The following is a 16727-nucleotide window of genomic DNA, read 5'->3' as shown; positions in this document are numbered from 1 at the left end:
ACTGCGCAGAGCCTTGGATTATAGCCCAAGCCAATGCCTGAGGCGGCCAACCCCCTGCCCCAGCCTGTCCACGTCCTGGCTGGCGAAGCACCAGCGCAGCCAGCCCTGGGCCTCTGGACCTGGATTGACCATGAATGCATTGCCGGGTGCCAGGCCCAAGCCCCCCTCCACCACCAGGCGCTTGGCGGTCTCCAGAGAGTCCCCGAAGCGCGCCTGGTCTTCCAGGCGGAAAAAGGCGTACATGCCGCCCTTGGCCGGTGCCAACTGCACGCCCGGCACGGCCTGTAGCAGCGGCACCAAGGTGTCGCGGCAGGTTTTCAGATGGGCAACCACCCGGGGCGTGATATCGGCCGTCCGCTCGATGGCCACCAGACCGGCCCGTTGCACGAACACCGGGGCACAGGAGGTATTGAACTCCACCAGCTTGCCCATGTGTGGCGTCATGGCAGCCGGCATCACCAGCCAGCCCAGGCGCCACCCAGTCATCAAAAAGCTCTTGGAAAAGCTGTGAACGACCACCAGCCGATCCTCGGGCGCGGCGATATCCAGAAAACTGGGGGCGCAACCATTAGGGGTGGGCTCGTAATAAAGCCGTTCATAGACCTCGTCCGCCAGAATCCAGGTGCCCGTCTTGCGGCAATGCGCCAGGATGACCTCCTGTTCGGCGCGTGACAGCGTCCAGCCAGTGGGATTGTTGGGCGCGTTGACGATGAGTAGTTTGGTTTTCGGCGTGATGGCGGCCAGCAGTTCGGCCACGTCAAGCCGCCATTCGCCTGCCACCGGCTTGAGGCTGACGCATTTGACCTGCGCGCCCATGATGGCCGGCTGGGCCGTCAGGTTGGGCCAGACAGGCGTCACGGCCACGACTTCGTCGCCGGCATCCACCAGCGCCTGCACCGCCAGCATCAGCGCGTTGACGCCGCCTGAGGTCACCGCAATGCGTTCGGCCGTGATCGGCGCGGCCCCCACACAGCGCAGGCCCGTCGCGTAATTGGCAATAGCCTCCCGCAGCTGTGGCAAGCCCAGGTTTTGCGCATAAAAAGTCTCGCCCTGCTGCAACGACGCAGCCGCCGCATCGCGGATAAAGGCGGGCGTGACCTCATCGCTCTCGCCAAACCAGAACTTGAGGACGTCATCGCGACCCATGCCCGCGTTGGCCACCTGGCGGATCATCGATTCTTCAAGATCTAAAACAGTTTTTCTCATGGATAGTCCGTCCGCCTGTGCCGGCTTCAATCAATTGTTCAATCAGCCCATTTGAACTCAGGGCCGGACCATCTTGCAGCTGTTGGGCTGCTCGGCCTTTTCGGGCGAAATAGTCTTGATGACGCGAAAGCCGTAGCCCGAGCCCTCGACATCAAATTTCACACCCGACGAGCCCTGCTTGCCCATCAGTGCCACAAGCAGCGGCTGCTGGAACTGGTGGTCGGCCGAGCGCATCGCGCCTTTGTGGCCCACGAAGGTGACCGAACTACGCTCCAGCTGCGCCGCCACCGCGCCGGCGTCAGCACTGCCCGCTTTGTCAAGGCTTTGGGCCAGCGCCTCAATCATGAGCTGCATGCGCATGTGCACATAGTCGTCCTGCGGCTTGGGAAAGCGCTGGCGAAAGGATTGGTAGAAGGCTTCGGACTGCGCGCCCGCCTCATTCGGGAACCAGTCGGCCACCGCGATCACCTTGCCTACGCCGGCATCGCCCAGCGCGCCCGGCACGCCCAGTGCGTTGCCGTAGAAGGTGTAGAACTTGCCCTCGTAACCGACTTCCCTTGCCGCCTTGATCAGCAGTGTCAGGTCGTTACCCCAGTTGCCCGTGAGCACTGCCTGCGCTCCGCTGGCCTTGATCTTCGCGGCATAGGGAATGAAGTCCTTGACGCGGCCCAGCGCGTGCAACTCGTCGCCCACGATCTGCACGTCGGGTCGCTGCGCGCCCAGTTGTTTGCGTGCCTCGCGCAACACGGCCTGCCCGAAACTGTAATCCTGGCCTATCAGGTAAATGCTTTTGAGCGCCTTGTCGTCCCGGAGCACATCCATGAGCGCGGCCATGCGCATGTCCGCGTGCGCATCAAAGCGGAAATGCCAGTAGCTGCACTTTTCATTTGTCAGGATCGGGTCGACCGCCGAGTAATTGAGGAACAGCACACGCTTGTTCGGCTCACGTTCGTTGTGCTTGTTGATGGCATCGATCAGCACAGCCGCAATCGCGGATGAATTGCCCTGTGCAATGATGGTCACGCCGTCGTCGATCGCCGAGCGCAATGCCGCCAGCGCCTCTTCGTTCTGGCCCTTGTTGTCATAGCGCTCAACCACCAGGTTGCGCGGCCCGCCCGCCAGCTTCACGCCGCCACGCGCATTGACGCGCTCAGTAGCCCAGACGAGGTTTCGGAACACCGCCTCGCCGGTATTGGCGAACGCGCCTGAAAGGCTTTCGATCAGCGCAATACGAACAGGTGCCGGCACAGGCGGCTGGCTTGCGGTCTGCGCGAACGCCGCCGCCGAGGCGCAAAGACATAAGGCCATGAGGAAGCGTTTCAAGTGTTTCTGCATAAAAAAATAGACCCTGGTCTTTTGCCTGATTTGGCTTGAATAAACCGCTTGCACACCTAACTGGGGTGCATGCGGCAATCACGGTGAGCGCCGCGCAGTGTAAGGGGAAAACACCCCTTGTTCATCCATCAAGGAATAGCCATGTTTTACTCTCTCGCCCATCGCCCTGCCCGCGCCTTTCATCGTCACTACGCACCTGTCGTGAGCAACGGCGCCCTGGAAAAATTCCTCAACGACACCTTCTCTTCGCTGTCTGACACCGGCACCGCCAAGGCCGCCAATGTAGAAGATCTTGAAAAGGCCTACACCCTGCAACTCGATGTGCCGGGCCTGGCCCGCGAACAGCTGGACATCGGCATCGAAGGCGATGTGGTCCGCGTCTCGAGCAAAGAAGACGCACCCCGCAAAATCAAGGCCGCATGGCGCTTCCCGCTGGAAATCGACACCACCAACAGCAGCGCCAAGCTCGAAAACGGCGTGTTGACCCTGACACTGGGCAAAAAAATCCCTGTCAGCAACGTCACCCACCTCGACATCCAGTAACCCGACCAAAGCCGGGTAGCCGTCCCTGCCAGCCAGGGCCGCGGAACCGGCTTTGCCGGGCCGCAGGCGCAGCGGCCCCCTCGGGGGGCAGGGGAGCTACGCGGCGCGAGCGACCGTGGGGGTCAAACTCCAGCGCGGCTTCACGTCAAAGGTGTAGCCGCGTTGCAGTGTTTCCAGGCCTGCCTGTAAGCGCATACCAGCCGCCAGGGCAATCATGGCGCCGTTGTCGGTGCACAAATGCAGCTCGGGGTAATGCACACGAATGCCGCGCTGCTTGCACACGGCATTGAGCTGGCTGCGCAGCAACGCATTGGCGCCCACGCCGCCAGCCACCACCAGGCGCTTCAACCCGGTTTGCGTCATGGCCGCCAATGATTTTTTCACCAGCACTTCAACAATCGCCGCCTGCGTGGCAGCTGCCAGGTCGGCCTTGCGGCTTTCCAGATCCGGCCCCAGTTTTTTGGCCTGCGTCAGCACTGCGGTTTTGAGCCCCGCAAAGGAAAAATCCAGGTCACCGCTGTGCAGCAAGGGGCGCGGCAGCTTGAAGGCCGCACCGTCGCCGTGCTCAGCCAGCTTCGACAGATGGGGCCCACCGGGATAAGGCAAGCCCATCAGCTTGGCCGACTTGTCAAAAGCCTCACCTGCCGCATCGTCAATGGTTTCACCGAGCAATTCGTAACTGCCAACCCGGTCCACCCGCATCAGCTGGGTATGGCCGCCAGACACCAGCAGCGCCACAAAAGGAAACTCGGGCGGGTCGGCGCTCAGAAAGGGCGACAGCAAATGCCCTTCCAGGTGATGCACACCCATCGCCGGCTTGCCCAGCGCCGCCGCCAGCGAGCAGGCCACACCCGCCCCCACCAGCAACGCACCCGCAAGCCCGGGGCCGCGCGTATACGCCACCACATCCACTTGCGCCAGGCTGCTGCCCGCCTCGGCCATCACCTGATGCGTCAAAGGCAAGACACGCCGGATATGGTCCCGGCTTGCCAGCTCAGGCACCACGCCGCCATAGGCCTGGTGCATGTCAATCTGGCTGAACAAGGCGTGCGACAGCAGACGCGGCACGCCGCTGCCACTGGCATCCACCAGCGCCACACCGGTTTCATCGCAACTCGATTCGATTCCTAGAACTAGCATCGTCCAAGTGTAGACCCACCCCCGTCCAGGCTCACTGCGTGTAGCCTGTTCCCCCCTCCAGGGGGCGGCGCCTGCGGTCTGGCAAAGCCAGTCCCGCGGCTGCCCGCTGGTACTCTTTAACCCAGCATGAGCCGTGGAACCGGCTTTGCCGGGCCACAGGCGGGCGGCACCCCTCGGGGGCAAGGAGTTACACGCAGTGAACGACTGTGGGGGCACGGTTCTTGCACCGCTTGGCGCATGACACCGTCCCAATCCCTGCGCCTTGTCATCATCGCCCCGGACCTGCTGGAGTCCGTGTCCGATGACGCCCATGCACGGGAGCTGGCCGAGCGCTCGCGCCAGCTGCGCATCGGCCTGCTGGAAAACGGTTACAACATCGTCGCGGTGCTCCCCGCCGATACCTTCCTGGATGAGCGCCTGGCGCAACTGCAACCCGACATGATCATCGTGGACGCCGAAAGCGAGGCCCGCGATTCGCTGGAGCATGTGGTGATGGCGACGCGGGACGCCCGGCGGCCCATCGTGCTGTTCACCAACGACAACGACACCAGCCACGTGAAGGATGCCGTCGCCGCCGGCGTGTCGGCCTATGTGGTGGCCGGCCTTTCCCCGGATCGAATCCGCCCCATCCTGGATGTGGCCATGGCGCGCTTTGAACACGAGCAGGGCCTGCGCAAGGAACTGGCACACGCCAAAACAGAGCTGCATGACCGAAAAGTCATAGACCGGGCCAAGGGCATGCTGATGCAGCGCCAGGGCCTGACCGAACAGGCTGCCTTCGAAAAGCTGCGCAAGGCAGCGATGGACAAGGGACTGCGGCTGGGCGAAGTCGCCCAGCGCATGCTCGACGCCCTGGATTTGCTGGGATGAATCCCGGGCCTGACGTCAGGTAACCCCCAATTGGTGCGCCGCACAAATACGGTGCAAACATCAAACCACCGCCTCGCACCGCCTTTCCCCGCAGCCACTGGTGCAGGCAGTGCATCCGGGGCACTTTCCCTTCTCAAAGCGACTCTCTTTCACAGCACTCAGCATCGCTGGCACAGCTTTTGCAATGCCCTAGGCATTGGTCAAAGATGGCCAACCGGCACAGCACTTCAATGGCGAAGTGTGTGGTGCCCCAAGGAACAAAGGCGTTCGCACCCTGCATCACGTTCAACGTGTTGCCCGGGTCGAGCGCCTTTTTTGTTTTTGTCTTTTGTTTTTAACTCTCAGGAGCCGCTGACATGACTGAACTGCTGAAATCTTCGCTGACACGCCGCACAGTACTGCAGGCCGCAGCCGTGGGCGCCGTGGGCATCAACCCCGCCCTGCGCGCTGCCGTCTATGCCCAGGGCTCAGACGCACCAGAGAAGAAGGAAGTGAAGATCGGCTTCATTCCACTGACCGACTGCGCCTCCGTGGTCATGGCCTCGGTGCTGGGCATTGACCAGAAATACGGCGTCAAGATCATCCCGACCAAGGAAGCCAGCTGGGCCGGTGTGCGCGACAAGCTGGTCAACGGCGAACTGGACTTCGCCCACGTGCTCTACGGCCTGGTCTACGGCGTCCACATGGGTACCGCCGGCCCCAAGAAAGACATGGCCGTGCTGATGACCCTGAACAACAACGGCCAGGCCATCACACTGTCCAAAAAACTCGCCGACAAAGGCGCGGTTGACGGCCCGGGCCTGGCCAAACTCATGGCCAGCGACAAGCGCGAATACACCTTCGCCCAGACCTTCCCCACCGGCACGCACGCCATGTGGCTTTACTACTGGCTGGCCGCCAACGGCATCAACCCGATGAAGGACGCCAAAGTGATCACCGTGCCGCCGCCGCAGATGGTGGCCAACATGCGCGTGGGCAACATGGACGGCTTCTGCGTGGGCGAGCCCTGGGGCCACCGCGCCATCATCGACGGCATCGGCGTGACCGCCGTGACCACCCAGGACGTCTGGAAAGACCACCCTGAAAAAGTGCTGGGCACCACGGCCGACTTCGTCAAAAAATACCCCAACACGGCGCGCGCCGTGACCGCCGCCATCATCGAGGCCGGCAAATGGATTGACGCCAGCCTCTCCAACAAGAACAAAATGGCCGAAACCGTGGCCGACAAGAGCTACGTCAACACCAGCGTGGACGCCATCAACCAGCGCATCCTGGGCCGCTACCAGAACGGCATGGGCAAGACCTGGGACGACCCCAATTACATGAAGTTCTACAACGACGGTGCGGTGAGCTTCCCTTACCTGTCCGACGGCATGTGGTTCCTCACACAGCACAAGCGCTGGGGCCTGATCAAGGATCACCCCGACTACCTGGGCATTGCCAAGCAAATCAACCACATCGACGTCTACAAGCAGGCCGCGACGGCTGCCAAGGCCAGCGTTCCCAAAGACATCATGCGCAGCAGCAAGCTGATGGACGGCACCGTGTGGGACGGCAAGGACCCGAAAAAATACGCCGACAGTTTCAAGGTTCACGCCTGAACACCCACGCGATATCCACGCTACACCCACCCAACCTTCCTACGTAAAGAGGTGACGCCATGGTCAGTGCCGTATTTCACAACCCGCTGGAGGCGGCAACCCCGGCAAGCCGCAGCAACGAAAGGCCCAGAGATGCTGCCGCTATCAATTCGATAGCTGGTGGCGCTCATCCAACGGGCACTACAGCCCAAAACAGCATGAACGCTCCAACAAAACCCACCCCCATCACCAAGCCATCCGGTGATGCCTCCTGGCTCTGGTTCAGCGTCCTGCCCCCCCTCCTGGGCCTGGGTTTGCTGGTGCTGATCTGGGAACTGGTTTTCATGGGCACGGCCGGCAGCATTCCCTCGCCCAAAGACACCTTTGTGCAGGCGGTGCAGATCTTCAGTGATCCGTTCTACAGCAAGGGGCCCAACGACCAGGGCGTGGGCTGGAACGTGCTGTCTTCGCTCAAGCGCGTGGCCATGGGCTTCGGCATGGCGGCTGTCGTCGGCATACCGGTCGGCTTCATGATCGGGCGCTTCAACTTTCTGAGCCGCATGTTCAACCCGCTGATCAGCCTGCTGCGCCCGGTCTCGCCGCTGGCCTGGTTGCCGATTGGTCTGCTGGTCTTCAAGGGCGCCAACCCCGCAGCCATCTGGACCATCTTCATCTGCTCCATCTGGCCGATGATCATCAACACGGCAGTCGGCGTGCAGCGCGTGCCCCAGGACTACATGAACGTGGCGCGTGTGCTCAACCTCAGCGAGTGGAAGATCGTCACCAAGATCCTCTTTCCCGCCGTGCTGCCTTACATGCTGACCGGCGTGCGCCTTGCCGTGGGCACCGCCTGGCTCGTCATCGTCGCGGCCGAGATGCTGACCGGCGGCGTCGGCATCGGCTTCTGGGTCTGGGACGAGTGGAACAACCTCAACGTCAAGAACATCATCATCGCGATCTTCGTGATCGGCATCGTCGGGCTGGTGCTGGAGTTCGCCCTCATCAAGCTGGCCACGGCTTTTACCTTCGAAGAAGTGAAAAATTAAGGAATCGCCATGACCTCTTTCACCACCAAATACATCGAAATCCAGGGCGTCGAGCAAACCTTCAAGACCAAAAAGGGGCCGTTCTGCGCACTGCAGAACATCAACCTCACGGTCGCCAAAGGCGAGTTCGTCACACTGATCGGCCATTCAGGCTGCGGCAAATCCACGCTGCTCAATCTGATTGCTGGCCTGACCACGCCGACAGAGGGCAGCCTGCTGTGCGCCAACCGCGAGATTGCCGGACCCGGCCCCGAGCGCGCTGTCGTATTCCAGAACCATTCGCTGCTGCCCTGGCTCACCTGCTTTGAAAATGTCTACCTCGCTGTCGAGCGCGTGTTCTCAGCCACCGAAAGCAAGGCGCAACTCAAGGCCCGCACCGACGCCGCACTGGCCATGGTCGGACTGACGCCGGCTGCGCAAAAACGTCCCGGCGAGATTTCGGGCGGCATGAAGCAACGCGTCGGCATTGCACGCGCGCTGTCGATGGAACCCAAGGTGTTGCTGCTGGACGAGCCTTTCGGTGCCCTTGACGCCCTGACCCGCGCCAAGCTGCAGGACGAACTGCTGCAAATCGTTGCCACCACGCAAAGCACGGTGGTCATGGTGACCCATGACGTCGACGAAGCCGTGCTGCTGAGCGACCGCATTGTGATGATGACCAACGGTCCCGCCGCCACGATCGGCGAAGTGCTGCCGGTGGAACTGCCCCGCCCGCGTTCCCGCGTGGCGCTGGCCGAAGACATCCGCTACCTGGGTTACCGCAAAGCCGTGATCGATTTCCTTTACACCCGCCAGGGTCACGTCGAAAAAGCAGCCTGAGTAAAGACTCGCCCCCGAAGCGCCTTTGGCGCCTCCCCCTCGAGGGGGCGCCACCAGCAGCCCGGCAAAGCCGGTTCTGCGGTGGCTCGCGACTAAACAACCAAGCAGGAGGTTTCCAATGTCTGCAGTTTTGCCCATTTCCGGTGCCGACAGAATCGCCCATGGTGCGTCGGCCAGCACACGGCCGCCAGCATCGCACGGCCTCTCCTCGCTCGGCAAGTACCGTGAAATCATCATCGCAGTCGCGTTTTTCCTGCTGTTTGACCTGGGGGTGCTGGTCCTGAACTTCTACACCTCGTTCAAGATCGACCAGGACACCGTGGCCATCAACCTTTCCGGCCGCCAGCGCTATGTTTCGCAGCGTGTCGCACGGACCCTGCTCGAACTCGACGCCATGCGGGTGGCGGGCACGCCTTACAAGCCCGAGACACTGGCCGAGCTGCGTTCAGGCGCAAAGATCTTCCAGGCCTCCCACGTCGCATTCCGCGAAGGCGGCACCATTCCCGGCGGCGACGGCAAACCGGTGTACCTGGAGCCCGTGGTGTCCAGCCGGGGCCGCGAGCTGGAGGACAAGGTTGATGCGCTGTGGAAACCCTATTTCGAGCTGCTCCAGCCCCTGCTTGCCGCTGACAACTTCACGCAGACGGAACTGGCCGCCGCACTGGCCTACAGCCAGGCCAACAACAGCAAACTGCTGGGCGTTGCCAACGACTTCGTGACGGAAACGCAGCAGATCGGCGCCTCGCGCGCCAGCGTGCTGCGCATGGTGCAAACCGTCGGCATCGTGCTGGCACTGTTGAATTTCGCCTTCATTCTGTTCAAGTTCCTGCGCCGCCTCAAAACTTCAGACGCCGCGATTGAAGCTGCCACCGAAGAAAACAGGGAAATTCTCGCCAGCGTGCGCGAAGGGCTGTTCCTGCTGACACCCCAACACCAGCTCGGCTCCCAGTTGTCCCGCTCGACCCACGCGCTGTTCGGCAAAACACTCGCGCCCGGGCAAAACTTTTTCTACCAGCTGTCCACCCTGGTTTCCGACAAGGCATTGACCGATGCGCGGGACTATGTCGAGTTATTGTTCTCCCCGCACGTCAAGGAGCAACTCATCCAGGGCATCAACCCGCTGTCGGAGGTGGAACTCACCGTCAGGAACCGGCTGGGCCAGGACACCAAGCGCTACCTTTCGTTCCATTTCAACCGGGTGCAGGACGGCGCCACGGTGCGGCACCTGCTGGTCACCGTACAGGACATCACGCAAAAGGTCGAGTTGCAGGCCCGTTTGACCGGCGAACGCCAGCGCTCGCAAAAAGAGCTGTCCATGATGCTCAAGGCTTTCGAGACGGAGCCGGCCATGATGCGCGCCTTTGTCGAGCGGGCTGAAGCGTCCCTGCTGGAAGTCAACGACCTGCTGCGAAGCACTTCATCGGCCGCCTCGGAAGTCCAGGTGCTCAAAGCTGTGGACGGCGCCTACCGCCGCATCCACGCCTTCAAGGGCGACGCAGCATCGCTCGGACTGGAAATCCTGGCCACACTGGCCCATCAGTTCGAAAGCGAGTTGCAAAAGCTCAAGGACAACGGCGCCGCCACCGGCGACGCCCTGCTGGCCCTGCCTTTGCCGCTCGAGGACCTGCTGGCCAAGGTCGGCGCCTTCAAGGCGCTGGGCCAGAAGCGCTCAGGCGGTGACACGGCGCCCGCCCCGGACGGTTCCGCATCGCAAGGACTGAACGCCGTGCTGACCCAGCTGGCGAACGAGGTCGGCACCGACTGCGGCAAACGCGTGGATGCCGAAGTGCGCATGGGCAGTGCCCAGGACATGCCGGCCGACAAGATGAATCTGCTGCGCGAAATCGCCATCCAGCTGCTGCGTAACGCCGTGGTGCACGGCGTGGAAGCTCCCTCCGTACGGCGCGCTGCGGGCAAGGCGGAGGCCGGGCGGATCGCCGTCAACCTCACCCGGAACGAAGACGGCCAGTGGCAGCTCAGCGTGCGCGATGACGGCGCGGGCCTGAATGCGGCCGACGTTCGCCGCCGTCTGCTTGAATTGGGCTGGTACACGCCTGAGCAGCTGCAAAGCTTTAGTGAGCAGCAGATCGTTGCGCATATTTTCAAGCCGGGCTTTTCCACGGCCGGCGCTACCTCTCGCCACGCAGGCCGCGGCGTGGGCCTGGATCTGGTGCAATCCAACGTTCAGAGTCTCGGCGCGCGCCTGCTGCTCTCCAGCACGCCCGGCCAGCACACCGAATTCAAGGTTTCTTTTTCCTGAATTTTCCTGAAGCAATCCAGCAATGGCCATCACAAACCCCACACAGGAGCTTCTCCATGCGACTGCTGATTGTTGACGACTCCAACATGATCCGGACCCGGATTTCGAGAGTGGTGCAAAACGGCGGCATCAAGGGCGTGGTGCTCGCAGGCCTGGCCAAAAACGGCCTTGAAGCCGTGCGGCTGGCCCGGGCAACCCGCCCCGAGGTCGTCACCATGGACCTGACCATGCCCGAGATGGACGGCATTGAATGCATCACCGCATTGCTGAAGTTCGACCCATCCATCAAGATACTGGTGGTCAGCGCCCTCAGCGACAAATCAACCGCCATCCAGGCGCTCAAGCTGGGCGCCCGCGGATTTGTTGCCAAACCCTTTACCGACGAAGAGCTGCAGATTGCATTGCTCGACGTTGCAGACGTGCGCTAAGGACACTGCGATGGCCACACTGAACGAAAACGACCTCAAGCTTTTTGTCGACTCCATCCGGCATTACCTCAAGATCACGACCCGGCAGGAGCCGCAGATCACCTCGGCTTATCTCGGCACGGGAGATATCGAAGCCTTTGAATTCAATGGCATCGTGACCTTTTCCGGAAGCCACAACGGACATGTGGTGGTGTCCATGCCGGGGAAACTGGTGCGCGAGATTTTGCTGCTCCAGCATGAAACCGACCTGGGCGATGGCAACCTGCTTGATGCAGTGGGTGAAATCGCCAATACGCTGGCAGGCAATGCGCGCAAGGCTTTGGGGTCCGAGCTGCAGATTTCAGTGCCGATCAAGCTACAGGGCGCGCAAGGCATGAAAGCCCGGGTACGCAAACGTCCCTACGTGATCACCTTGCGCTGGAACCACTACGCGGCGATGGTCTGCGTCGACATGGACCGCAAAAACTAGCCCGCGACCTCGGTCGGCTTGGTTGATTCGCACGGCTGCGCGCACGCAATGCGTGCGCCGCACCAAAAGAAACCGCAACTCAGGCCCAAATTGCGCTGCAAGGGTGCATTTTTAGCGCCCCAAGTTGGCATGCTTTTCGCACTGTTTCTGTGAATCAACCATCTTCACAGAAAGAGCTTGCACCATGGCGGGGTTTCGTAATTTTCTCAAGGCTGGCCACGCGCCCACACTAGGTGCAGCGTTTTTCTACTTCGCGTTTTCGTGCTGCATCTGGGTCATGAACGGCGCCATGGCGCCTTTCATTTCGGAAACCTACAAGCTCTCGCCCACAGAAAAAGGCGTGATGCTGTCGGTTCCCATCTTCGCCGGTGCGCTGATGCGCTTTCCGCTGGGCGTGCTGGCCCAGTACATTGGCCGCAAAAATGCCACGCTGGTGGAAATGGGCCTGATCATGGTCGCCCTGCTGTTCGGCTATTTCGTGGTCGATTCTTACAGCAGCCTGCTGGCCATGGGCGTGCTGCTGGGCATTGCCGGCGCCAGTTTCGGCGTAGCGCTCAGCCTGGGTTCGGGCTCCTTCCCTCCCCGCTACAAGGGCTTGGCCATGGGTCTGGTCGGTGCGGGCAACGTGGGCACCGCTGTCTCCGTGCTTGTCGCGCCGGCGCTGGCGCAGCGCTTCGGCTGGCAGTCGGTCTACGGCATTGCCGCCGTAGCCATGCTGCTGCCGATGATCGCGATGATTCTTTTTGCCAAAGAACCCGACGATGTGGACAGCCACGCCACCCTGCGCGAGCACGTGGCCTGCCTGTTTGAAAAAGACGGCTGGGCCTTCAGCCTGATCTACGCCGTGAGTTTTGGCGGTTTCATCGGGCTGGCGACGTTTTTGCCTTCCTACTACTACGACCAGTTCGGCGTCAGCAAGGTGCAGGCCGGGCAGCTGTCGATGCTGGCAGCTTTCATGGGCGCGGCGCTGCGCATCTTCGGTGGCTGGATCTCGGACCGCTGGGGCGGCGTGAATACCTTGAGCGTCGTGCTGCTCACCATCGCCGTCACACTCGTGGCATGCGGGCTGGCCAGCAAATCCCTGGTGGCCACCACCTTGCTGGTGATGCTGTGCTTTGCCGCATTGGGTGCAGGCAATGGCGCCCTTTTCCAGCTGGTACCGCTGCGCTGGCCCCTGGCCACCGCGGTGGCCGGCTCCATGATCGGGGAAATCGGCGCATTGGGCGGCGGCCTGGTGCCCAATGCCATGGGTATCTCCAAGCAATATGCGGGCACTTACATGTGGGGGTTCTTCTTTTTTGCGGCGCTGTCGCTGGGCATGCTGGTGATGCTGAGGGTGATGCAGATTCGGTGGACACGGACCTGGGCGGAGAAAGGTGGACGGGCGCGGACTGCTTGAGGATGCGCCTTTAGCTGAGGCCGCTGGCCGGGGGTTGCCCGGCCAGCTACCCTCAGCAAAGTGCGCGCTATCAATTCAATAGCTACTCGCGCCCGTCCCCATTGCCCCAGAAACCGATTCAATACTCAATCACCTTACCTGGGCAAAAACAGCAACCAGTAAATCAGCAGCACATTGACCAGCACACTCACACCCAGCAGCAGCTTCCACAACATCACGGGATCCCGCTGAATCAAAGGCGTGGCCTGCGGTGCTGTCAGCGGCCGCGAGGCGCCCCGCTCCAGCGCCAGCAACAATTCTTCGGCGGTTTCAAAACGCCTGCGCTTGTCGCGCGCCACGGCCTTGAGCACGATGTGGTCCAGCCAGATCGGCACTTCGGGGTTGATGCGGCTGGGTGCCACCGGGTCGCGGTAATACCGGCCGGCCTGGTAGGGCAGCACTTCACCGTAAGGAAGCCGGGCTGTTAACAACTGGTACAGCGTCACACCCAGCGCGAACAAATCGCTTTGCGCATCGGGCAACTCCTCCGGCCCATCTGCGCTGCTTGCGCTGAAGCCCCACTGCTCGGGGTTGATGAAGCTGGGCGTACCGGCGTGCAGCTTTCGCATGGCCTCCGGTTCACGTCCGCTCAATGCCACGCCGAGATCCAGCAGCCGCAGCACGCCATCTTCGCCCTGATGGAGATTGGCCGGCTTGATGTCGCGGTGAATGACGCACTGGCGGTGCAGCCGGCCCAGGGCCCGCGCGGCCTGGGTGGCCACGCCCAGCACCTGCTCTACGCTGAATTTATGGCGGCGGTCAAGCTGCTGCTGGAGCGTCTCGCCGCTGTGCCAGTCATACAGCAGGTAAAACGCGCTGCGCTCCTGGCCGTTCGGCAGGCGGTCATGCAGGTTCACCAGATGCCCTGCCGCCCTGCCCGACTGCATGCGCAGGGCCAGCCAGGCCTCGTGGGCCAGCATGGCGCGCTCTTCTTCGTCATGTGACCGGGCCGGGTTCAGCGTCTTGAGGGCATACAGCACCCGTGTAGCGGGGTCGCGCACCTGATACAGCACATTGATGCCGTTGTCGGCCACTGGCGCCGTCACGCTCAGGCCGTCCATCACCTCGCCCACCTTCAGGCGGGGCGGGATTGGCAGGGTCTGCGCAATGCGGTTGACGTCCTGCAGTGTTGCGTCGAGCAAACCGCGCACCCGCACCACCACAGCCGTCACGTTGTCGTTGCTGCCAGCCGCCAGGGCTGCCTCGACCAGGTTCTGGCTTGCAAGCTGGGCGTCGGCAGACGCCTCAAGATCGGCAAAACCCTGCAGCCGCACGTCACGCACCACGCCATGCACGCCATCCGTCAGCAGCACAAAAACGTCACCGACCTGCAGGTCACCCTGCATGTAGTCCACCACCACATGGTCCTCTGCGCCCACTGAACGCAGCAACTGGTGCCGAAAGTCCGGGTGATTGACTGCATGGTCGTGCGTAAGTTGCTGGGTTTTGCCGCCGCGCAGCAAATAGGCCCTCGAATCGCCGACATGCGCCAGCGTGTACGACTGCCCGCGCAGCACCAGCGCCGTGAGGGTGGTCAGGCCCATGGCCGGACTGCGGCGCTGGTTGATACCCGCCAGCCAGGCGTTTTGCGCCCCGATGATGCGGTCCAGGGCCACGGTGGTGTCCCACGTTTCGGGCGTGCCGTAGTAGTCACGGACCAGGCTGGTCACGGTGGTCTGCGCCGCCTCCCGGCCCATGCCGCCTGTGCTCACGCCATCAGCAATCGCCACGATGGAACCCATGCCCTCCTGCCCCGCCTCGGGCAGCATCGCTGCGCAAAAGTCTTCGTTGGTGTTCTTGCGGCCCGCAAGTGTTGCGAAGCCAATGTCCAGATCAAATGCCATGCACCAAGATAAGCAAGTTTAATGCCCGAATTTGGTGCATTGCAACAATGCACGCAGGCGTGCAGGCCCTAGCCCACCAGCATTTGCATACTGTGTTCGTACTGGGCCGACAGCTGCTCAAAGACGTCGAGGAGGTCTTCGCTGGCCGTCGCCAGGCCCTCCAGGCGCCGGGGGTCTTTGTCCATGGCAAGCGCACCCTCGCGCATGTGCTGCCAGCTGATGGCCGCCCGGTCCAGCGACAGGCGGATGTCCTTGCTGGTCAGCGGAATGTCGTTCAGGTACTGCAAGGCCTGCTCGAATGCCGCCTGGGACTCGGCCATGCCGGCCTCGCTGCGGGCCAGCGTTGCCTTGCCGCCGGTGGCCCTGAGCAGGGCATATTTGGCAAAACGCTGGCTCAGCATGCGCTGCCGGCCAGCCAGGTTCAGCATCTGCAGCGGCGGCATTGCGCCGGCGCTCTCCAGGCTGCTGGTCATGCGCTCGGCATCCTGCAAAAGCAGGTCTGCCAGTTCATCCAGGTGAGCCATGCTGCCAGCGGCGGGCGTGTCCTGCAGGGCAATCTTGAGCCGCCCCCAGGTAATGGACACCTGCCCGAGCAGATCTCCAAATGTGGGCTGCGAAAGGCTTTTTCCCAGTGAAACCAGGTTGGCGTCGATGCGCAGCACCGACTCTTTCAGCAGCTCTTTGGCCCGGGCGGCCTGCACCCCCGCAAGCTGCAGCAGGGCAAGCTTGACCAGCCGCTGCGACAGCATGCGCAACTGGCCGGAACGGTTGACATCCTCGGCGAAGCGTGCCGAATGGATGATGTGCTCCGACACCTGCCCCAGCCGCTGGTTGGTATGCATGGAGGCGGTCCGCAAAATATGGAAAGCGTCGTCGTCCGACATCTGCCGGGCCCGCATCAAAATACCTTTGGCCCGGTCAACCGCCTTGCGCTCTTCAAGCCGGCTGGCGGCCTCCTGCACCTGGGCACGCAGGGCCTGCTCGCGGGTAAAACGCGCCTGGGCGAGGTGAATGAGGGGCCGCAGGCGCTGCGCACCATAACCGTTGACCACATAGGCATGAACACCCACCTCGGTGGCTCGTGTGATCTTTCCCGCGTCTGTGTCGCTGGTGAAAACAATGACGGGACACGGCGCCGTGTCAGCCACCAGCTGTAAGGCCTTGAAAAGCTCATCGCCCGGAAGCGGGTCATGGCAAATCACCACATCGGGTGCCTGCCGGAGCACTTCCTGCACCAGTTTGCTGCGCTCACCGACAGGCCCCAGCACCTGGATGCCAACGGCTTCCAGGTCTGAGACCAGAGGATGTGCGCCACCGGGGCCGTTCAGATTTACCAATGCGGAGGTCATACAAATCAAGGGGTTAAGCGGGGAACAGCGACATAGTTCGCAAGTCGCAGGCCATGCCACCGCCACGCCGGTGCCGGGAAAGCCGCGAATCCCAATGATATGGCACAAGTCTTGCGTCATTTGCAGCGGGCGTAACGACGCGCCCAACCTTAGCGAATGCACTGCGGGTTCTGCGCACAACGACGTGCGTAATGGTGTGCCTCATACCGGGTTGACAGCCCGGATCCCTGTTTTTCCGGGAGAGAGCATCATGATTTCCACTCAATTTTTGACAAATCAGACAGATCCGCTGGTGTTGGCGAACTACCGCTGCGTTGCTGCGCCTCATCCTGGCGCCGAGGCCATTTACGCCGCTCTGCCCGCCCGTTGCCCATCTGCTGCCGCGTTCGCCGTGGCATGA

15 protein-coding genes are annotated in these 16727 nt (G+C 62.2%); 10 read left to right on the top strand and 5 right to left on the bottom strand.

Features of this window, described 5'->3' with window-relative positions; translation table 11 throughout:
- Positions 1 to 18: 18 nt before the first annotated feature.
- Both AC1D1J_RS14105 and AC1D1J_RS14100 read right to left on the bottom strand, forming a co-directional pair.
- Complete coding sequence (locus tag AC1D1J_RS14105) at positions 19 to 1206, bottom strand: pyridoxal phosphate-dependent aminotransferase (RefSeq protein WP_477686676.1); 1188 nt, start codon at positions 1204 to 1206, stop codon at positions 19 to 21.
- 57 nt (positions 1207 to 1263) lie between these two features.
- Positions 1264 to 2541, bottom strand: coding sequence for a branched-chain amino acid ABC transporter substrate-binding protein (locus AC1D1J_RS14100; RefSeq protein WP_477694988.1), 1278 nt, complete (start codon positions 2539 to 2541; stop codon positions 1264 to 1266).
- Positions 2542 to 2682: 141 nt separating this feature from the next.
- On the opposite strand from AC1D1J_RS14100, the gene AC1D1J_RS14095 reads away from it, so the two are divergent.
- Positions 2683 to 3084 carry an Hsp20/alpha crystallin family protein gene (locus AC1D1J_RS14095; RefSeq protein ID WP_477694987.1) on the top strand — a complete coding sequence of 134 codons (402 nt, stop codon included), beginning with the start codon at positions 2683 to 2685 and terminating at the stop codon, positions 3082 to 3084.
- A gap of 96 nt (positions 3085 to 3180) precedes the next feature.
- Here AC1D1J_RS14095 and tsaD read toward each other — a convergent pair whose 3' ends face one another.
- Entirely contained in the window at positions 3181 to 4224 is a 1044-nt protein-coding gene (gene tsaD, locus AC1D1J_RS14090) for a tRNA (adenosine(37)-N6)-threonylcarbamoyltransferase complex transferase subunit TsaD (protein WP_477694986.1), read from the bottom strand.
- A gap of 237 nt (positions 4225 to 4461) precedes the next feature.
- On the opposite strand from tsaD, the gene AC1D1J_RS14085 reads away from it, so the two are divergent.
- The 8 genes from AC1D1J_RS14085 (at position 4462) to AC1D1J_RS14050 (ending at position 13095) form a co-directional block, all read left to right on the top strand.
- On the top strand, positions 4462 to 5094 hold the full coding sequence (locus AC1D1J_RS14085) for an ANTAR domain-containing response regulator (protein WP_477648113.1): 633 nt from the start codon (positions 4462 to 4464) through the stop codon (positions 5092 to 5094).
- Positions 5095 to 5450: 356 nt separating this feature from the next.
- Positions 5451 to 6695 carry a CmpA/NrtA family ABC transporter substrate-binding protein gene (locus AC1D1J_RS14080; RefSeq protein WP_477694985.1) on the top strand — a complete coding sequence of 415 codons (1245 nt, stop codon included), beginning with the start codon at positions 5451 to 5453 and terminating at the stop codon, positions 6693 to 6695.
- 59 nt (positions 6696 to 6754) lie between these two features.
- The gene (gene ntrB / locus AC1D1J_RS14075) at positions 6755 to 7720 is read left to right on the top strand and encodes a nitrate ABC transporter permease (RefSeq protein WP_477694984.1); all 966 of its coding nucleotides are present in this window, start codon (positions 6755 to 6757) and stop codon (positions 7718 to 7720) included.
- A 9-nt stretch (positions 7721 to 7729) separates the two neighbouring features.
- Complete coding sequence (locus tag AC1D1J_RS14070; protein ID WP_477686671.1) at positions 7730 to 8539, top strand: ABC transporter ATP-binding protein; 810 nt, start codon at positions 7730 to 7732, stop codon at positions 8537 to 8539.
- A gap of 118 nt (positions 8540 to 8657) precedes the next feature.
- Entirely contained in the window at positions 8658 to 10799 is a 2142-nt protein-coding gene (locus AC1D1J_RS14065) for an ATP-binding protein (RefSeq protein WP_477694983.1), read from the top strand.
- Between the two features lie 56 nt (positions 10800 to 10855).
- Positions 10856 to 11227 (top strand): response regulator transcription factor, encoded by a 372-nt coding sequence (locus tag AC1D1J_RS14060; protein WP_457279080.1) that lies wholly within the window; start codon positions 10856 to 10858, stop codon positions 11225 to 11227.
- 10 nt (positions 11228 to 11237) lie between these two features.
- The gene (locus AC1D1J_RS14055; protein ID WP_477694982.1) at positions 11238 to 11696 is read left to right on the top strand and encodes a chemotaxis protein CheX; all 459 of its coding nucleotides are present in this window, start codon (positions 11238 to 11240) and stop codon (positions 11694 to 11696) included.
- Positions 11697 to 11880: 184 nt separating this feature from the next.
- Entirely contained in the window at positions 11881 to 13095 is a 1215-nt protein-coding gene (locus tag AC1D1J_RS14050) for an MFS transporter (protein WP_457279081.1), read from the top strand.
- A 134-nt stretch (positions 13096 to 13229) separates the two neighbouring features.
- Here AC1D1J_RS14050 and AC1D1J_RS14045 read toward each other — a convergent pair whose 3' ends face one another.
- Both AC1D1J_RS14045 and AC1D1J_RS14040 read right to left on the bottom strand, forming a co-directional pair.
- On the bottom strand, positions 13230 to 14978 hold the full coding sequence (locus AC1D1J_RS14045; RefSeq protein WP_477694981.1) for a bifunctional protein-serine/threonine kinase/phosphatase: 1749 nt from the start codon (positions 14976 to 14978) through the stop codon (positions 13230 to 13232).
- Positions 14979 to 15046: 68 nt separating this feature from the next.
- Complete coding sequence (locus AC1D1J_RS14040) at positions 15047 to 16327, bottom strand: type IV pili methyl-accepting chemotaxis transducer N-terminal domain-containing protein (protein ID WP_477694980.1); 1281 nt, start codon at positions 16325 to 16327, stop codon at positions 15047 to 15049.
- Between the two features lie 250 nt (positions 16328 to 16577).
- Between AC1D1J_RS14040 and AC1D1J_RS14035 the strand changes: the two genes are divergently transcribed.
- Positions 16578 to 16727, top strand: a complete 150-nt coding sequence (locus tag AC1D1J_RS14035) for a hypothetical protein (protein WP_477686667.1) — start codon at positions 16578 to 16580, stop codon at positions 16725 to 16727.

The sequence above is a fragment of the Polaromonas sp. P1_F8 genome, from assembly GCF_056405635.1.
This window is presented reverse-complemented; position numbering and strand designations above follow the sequence as displayed.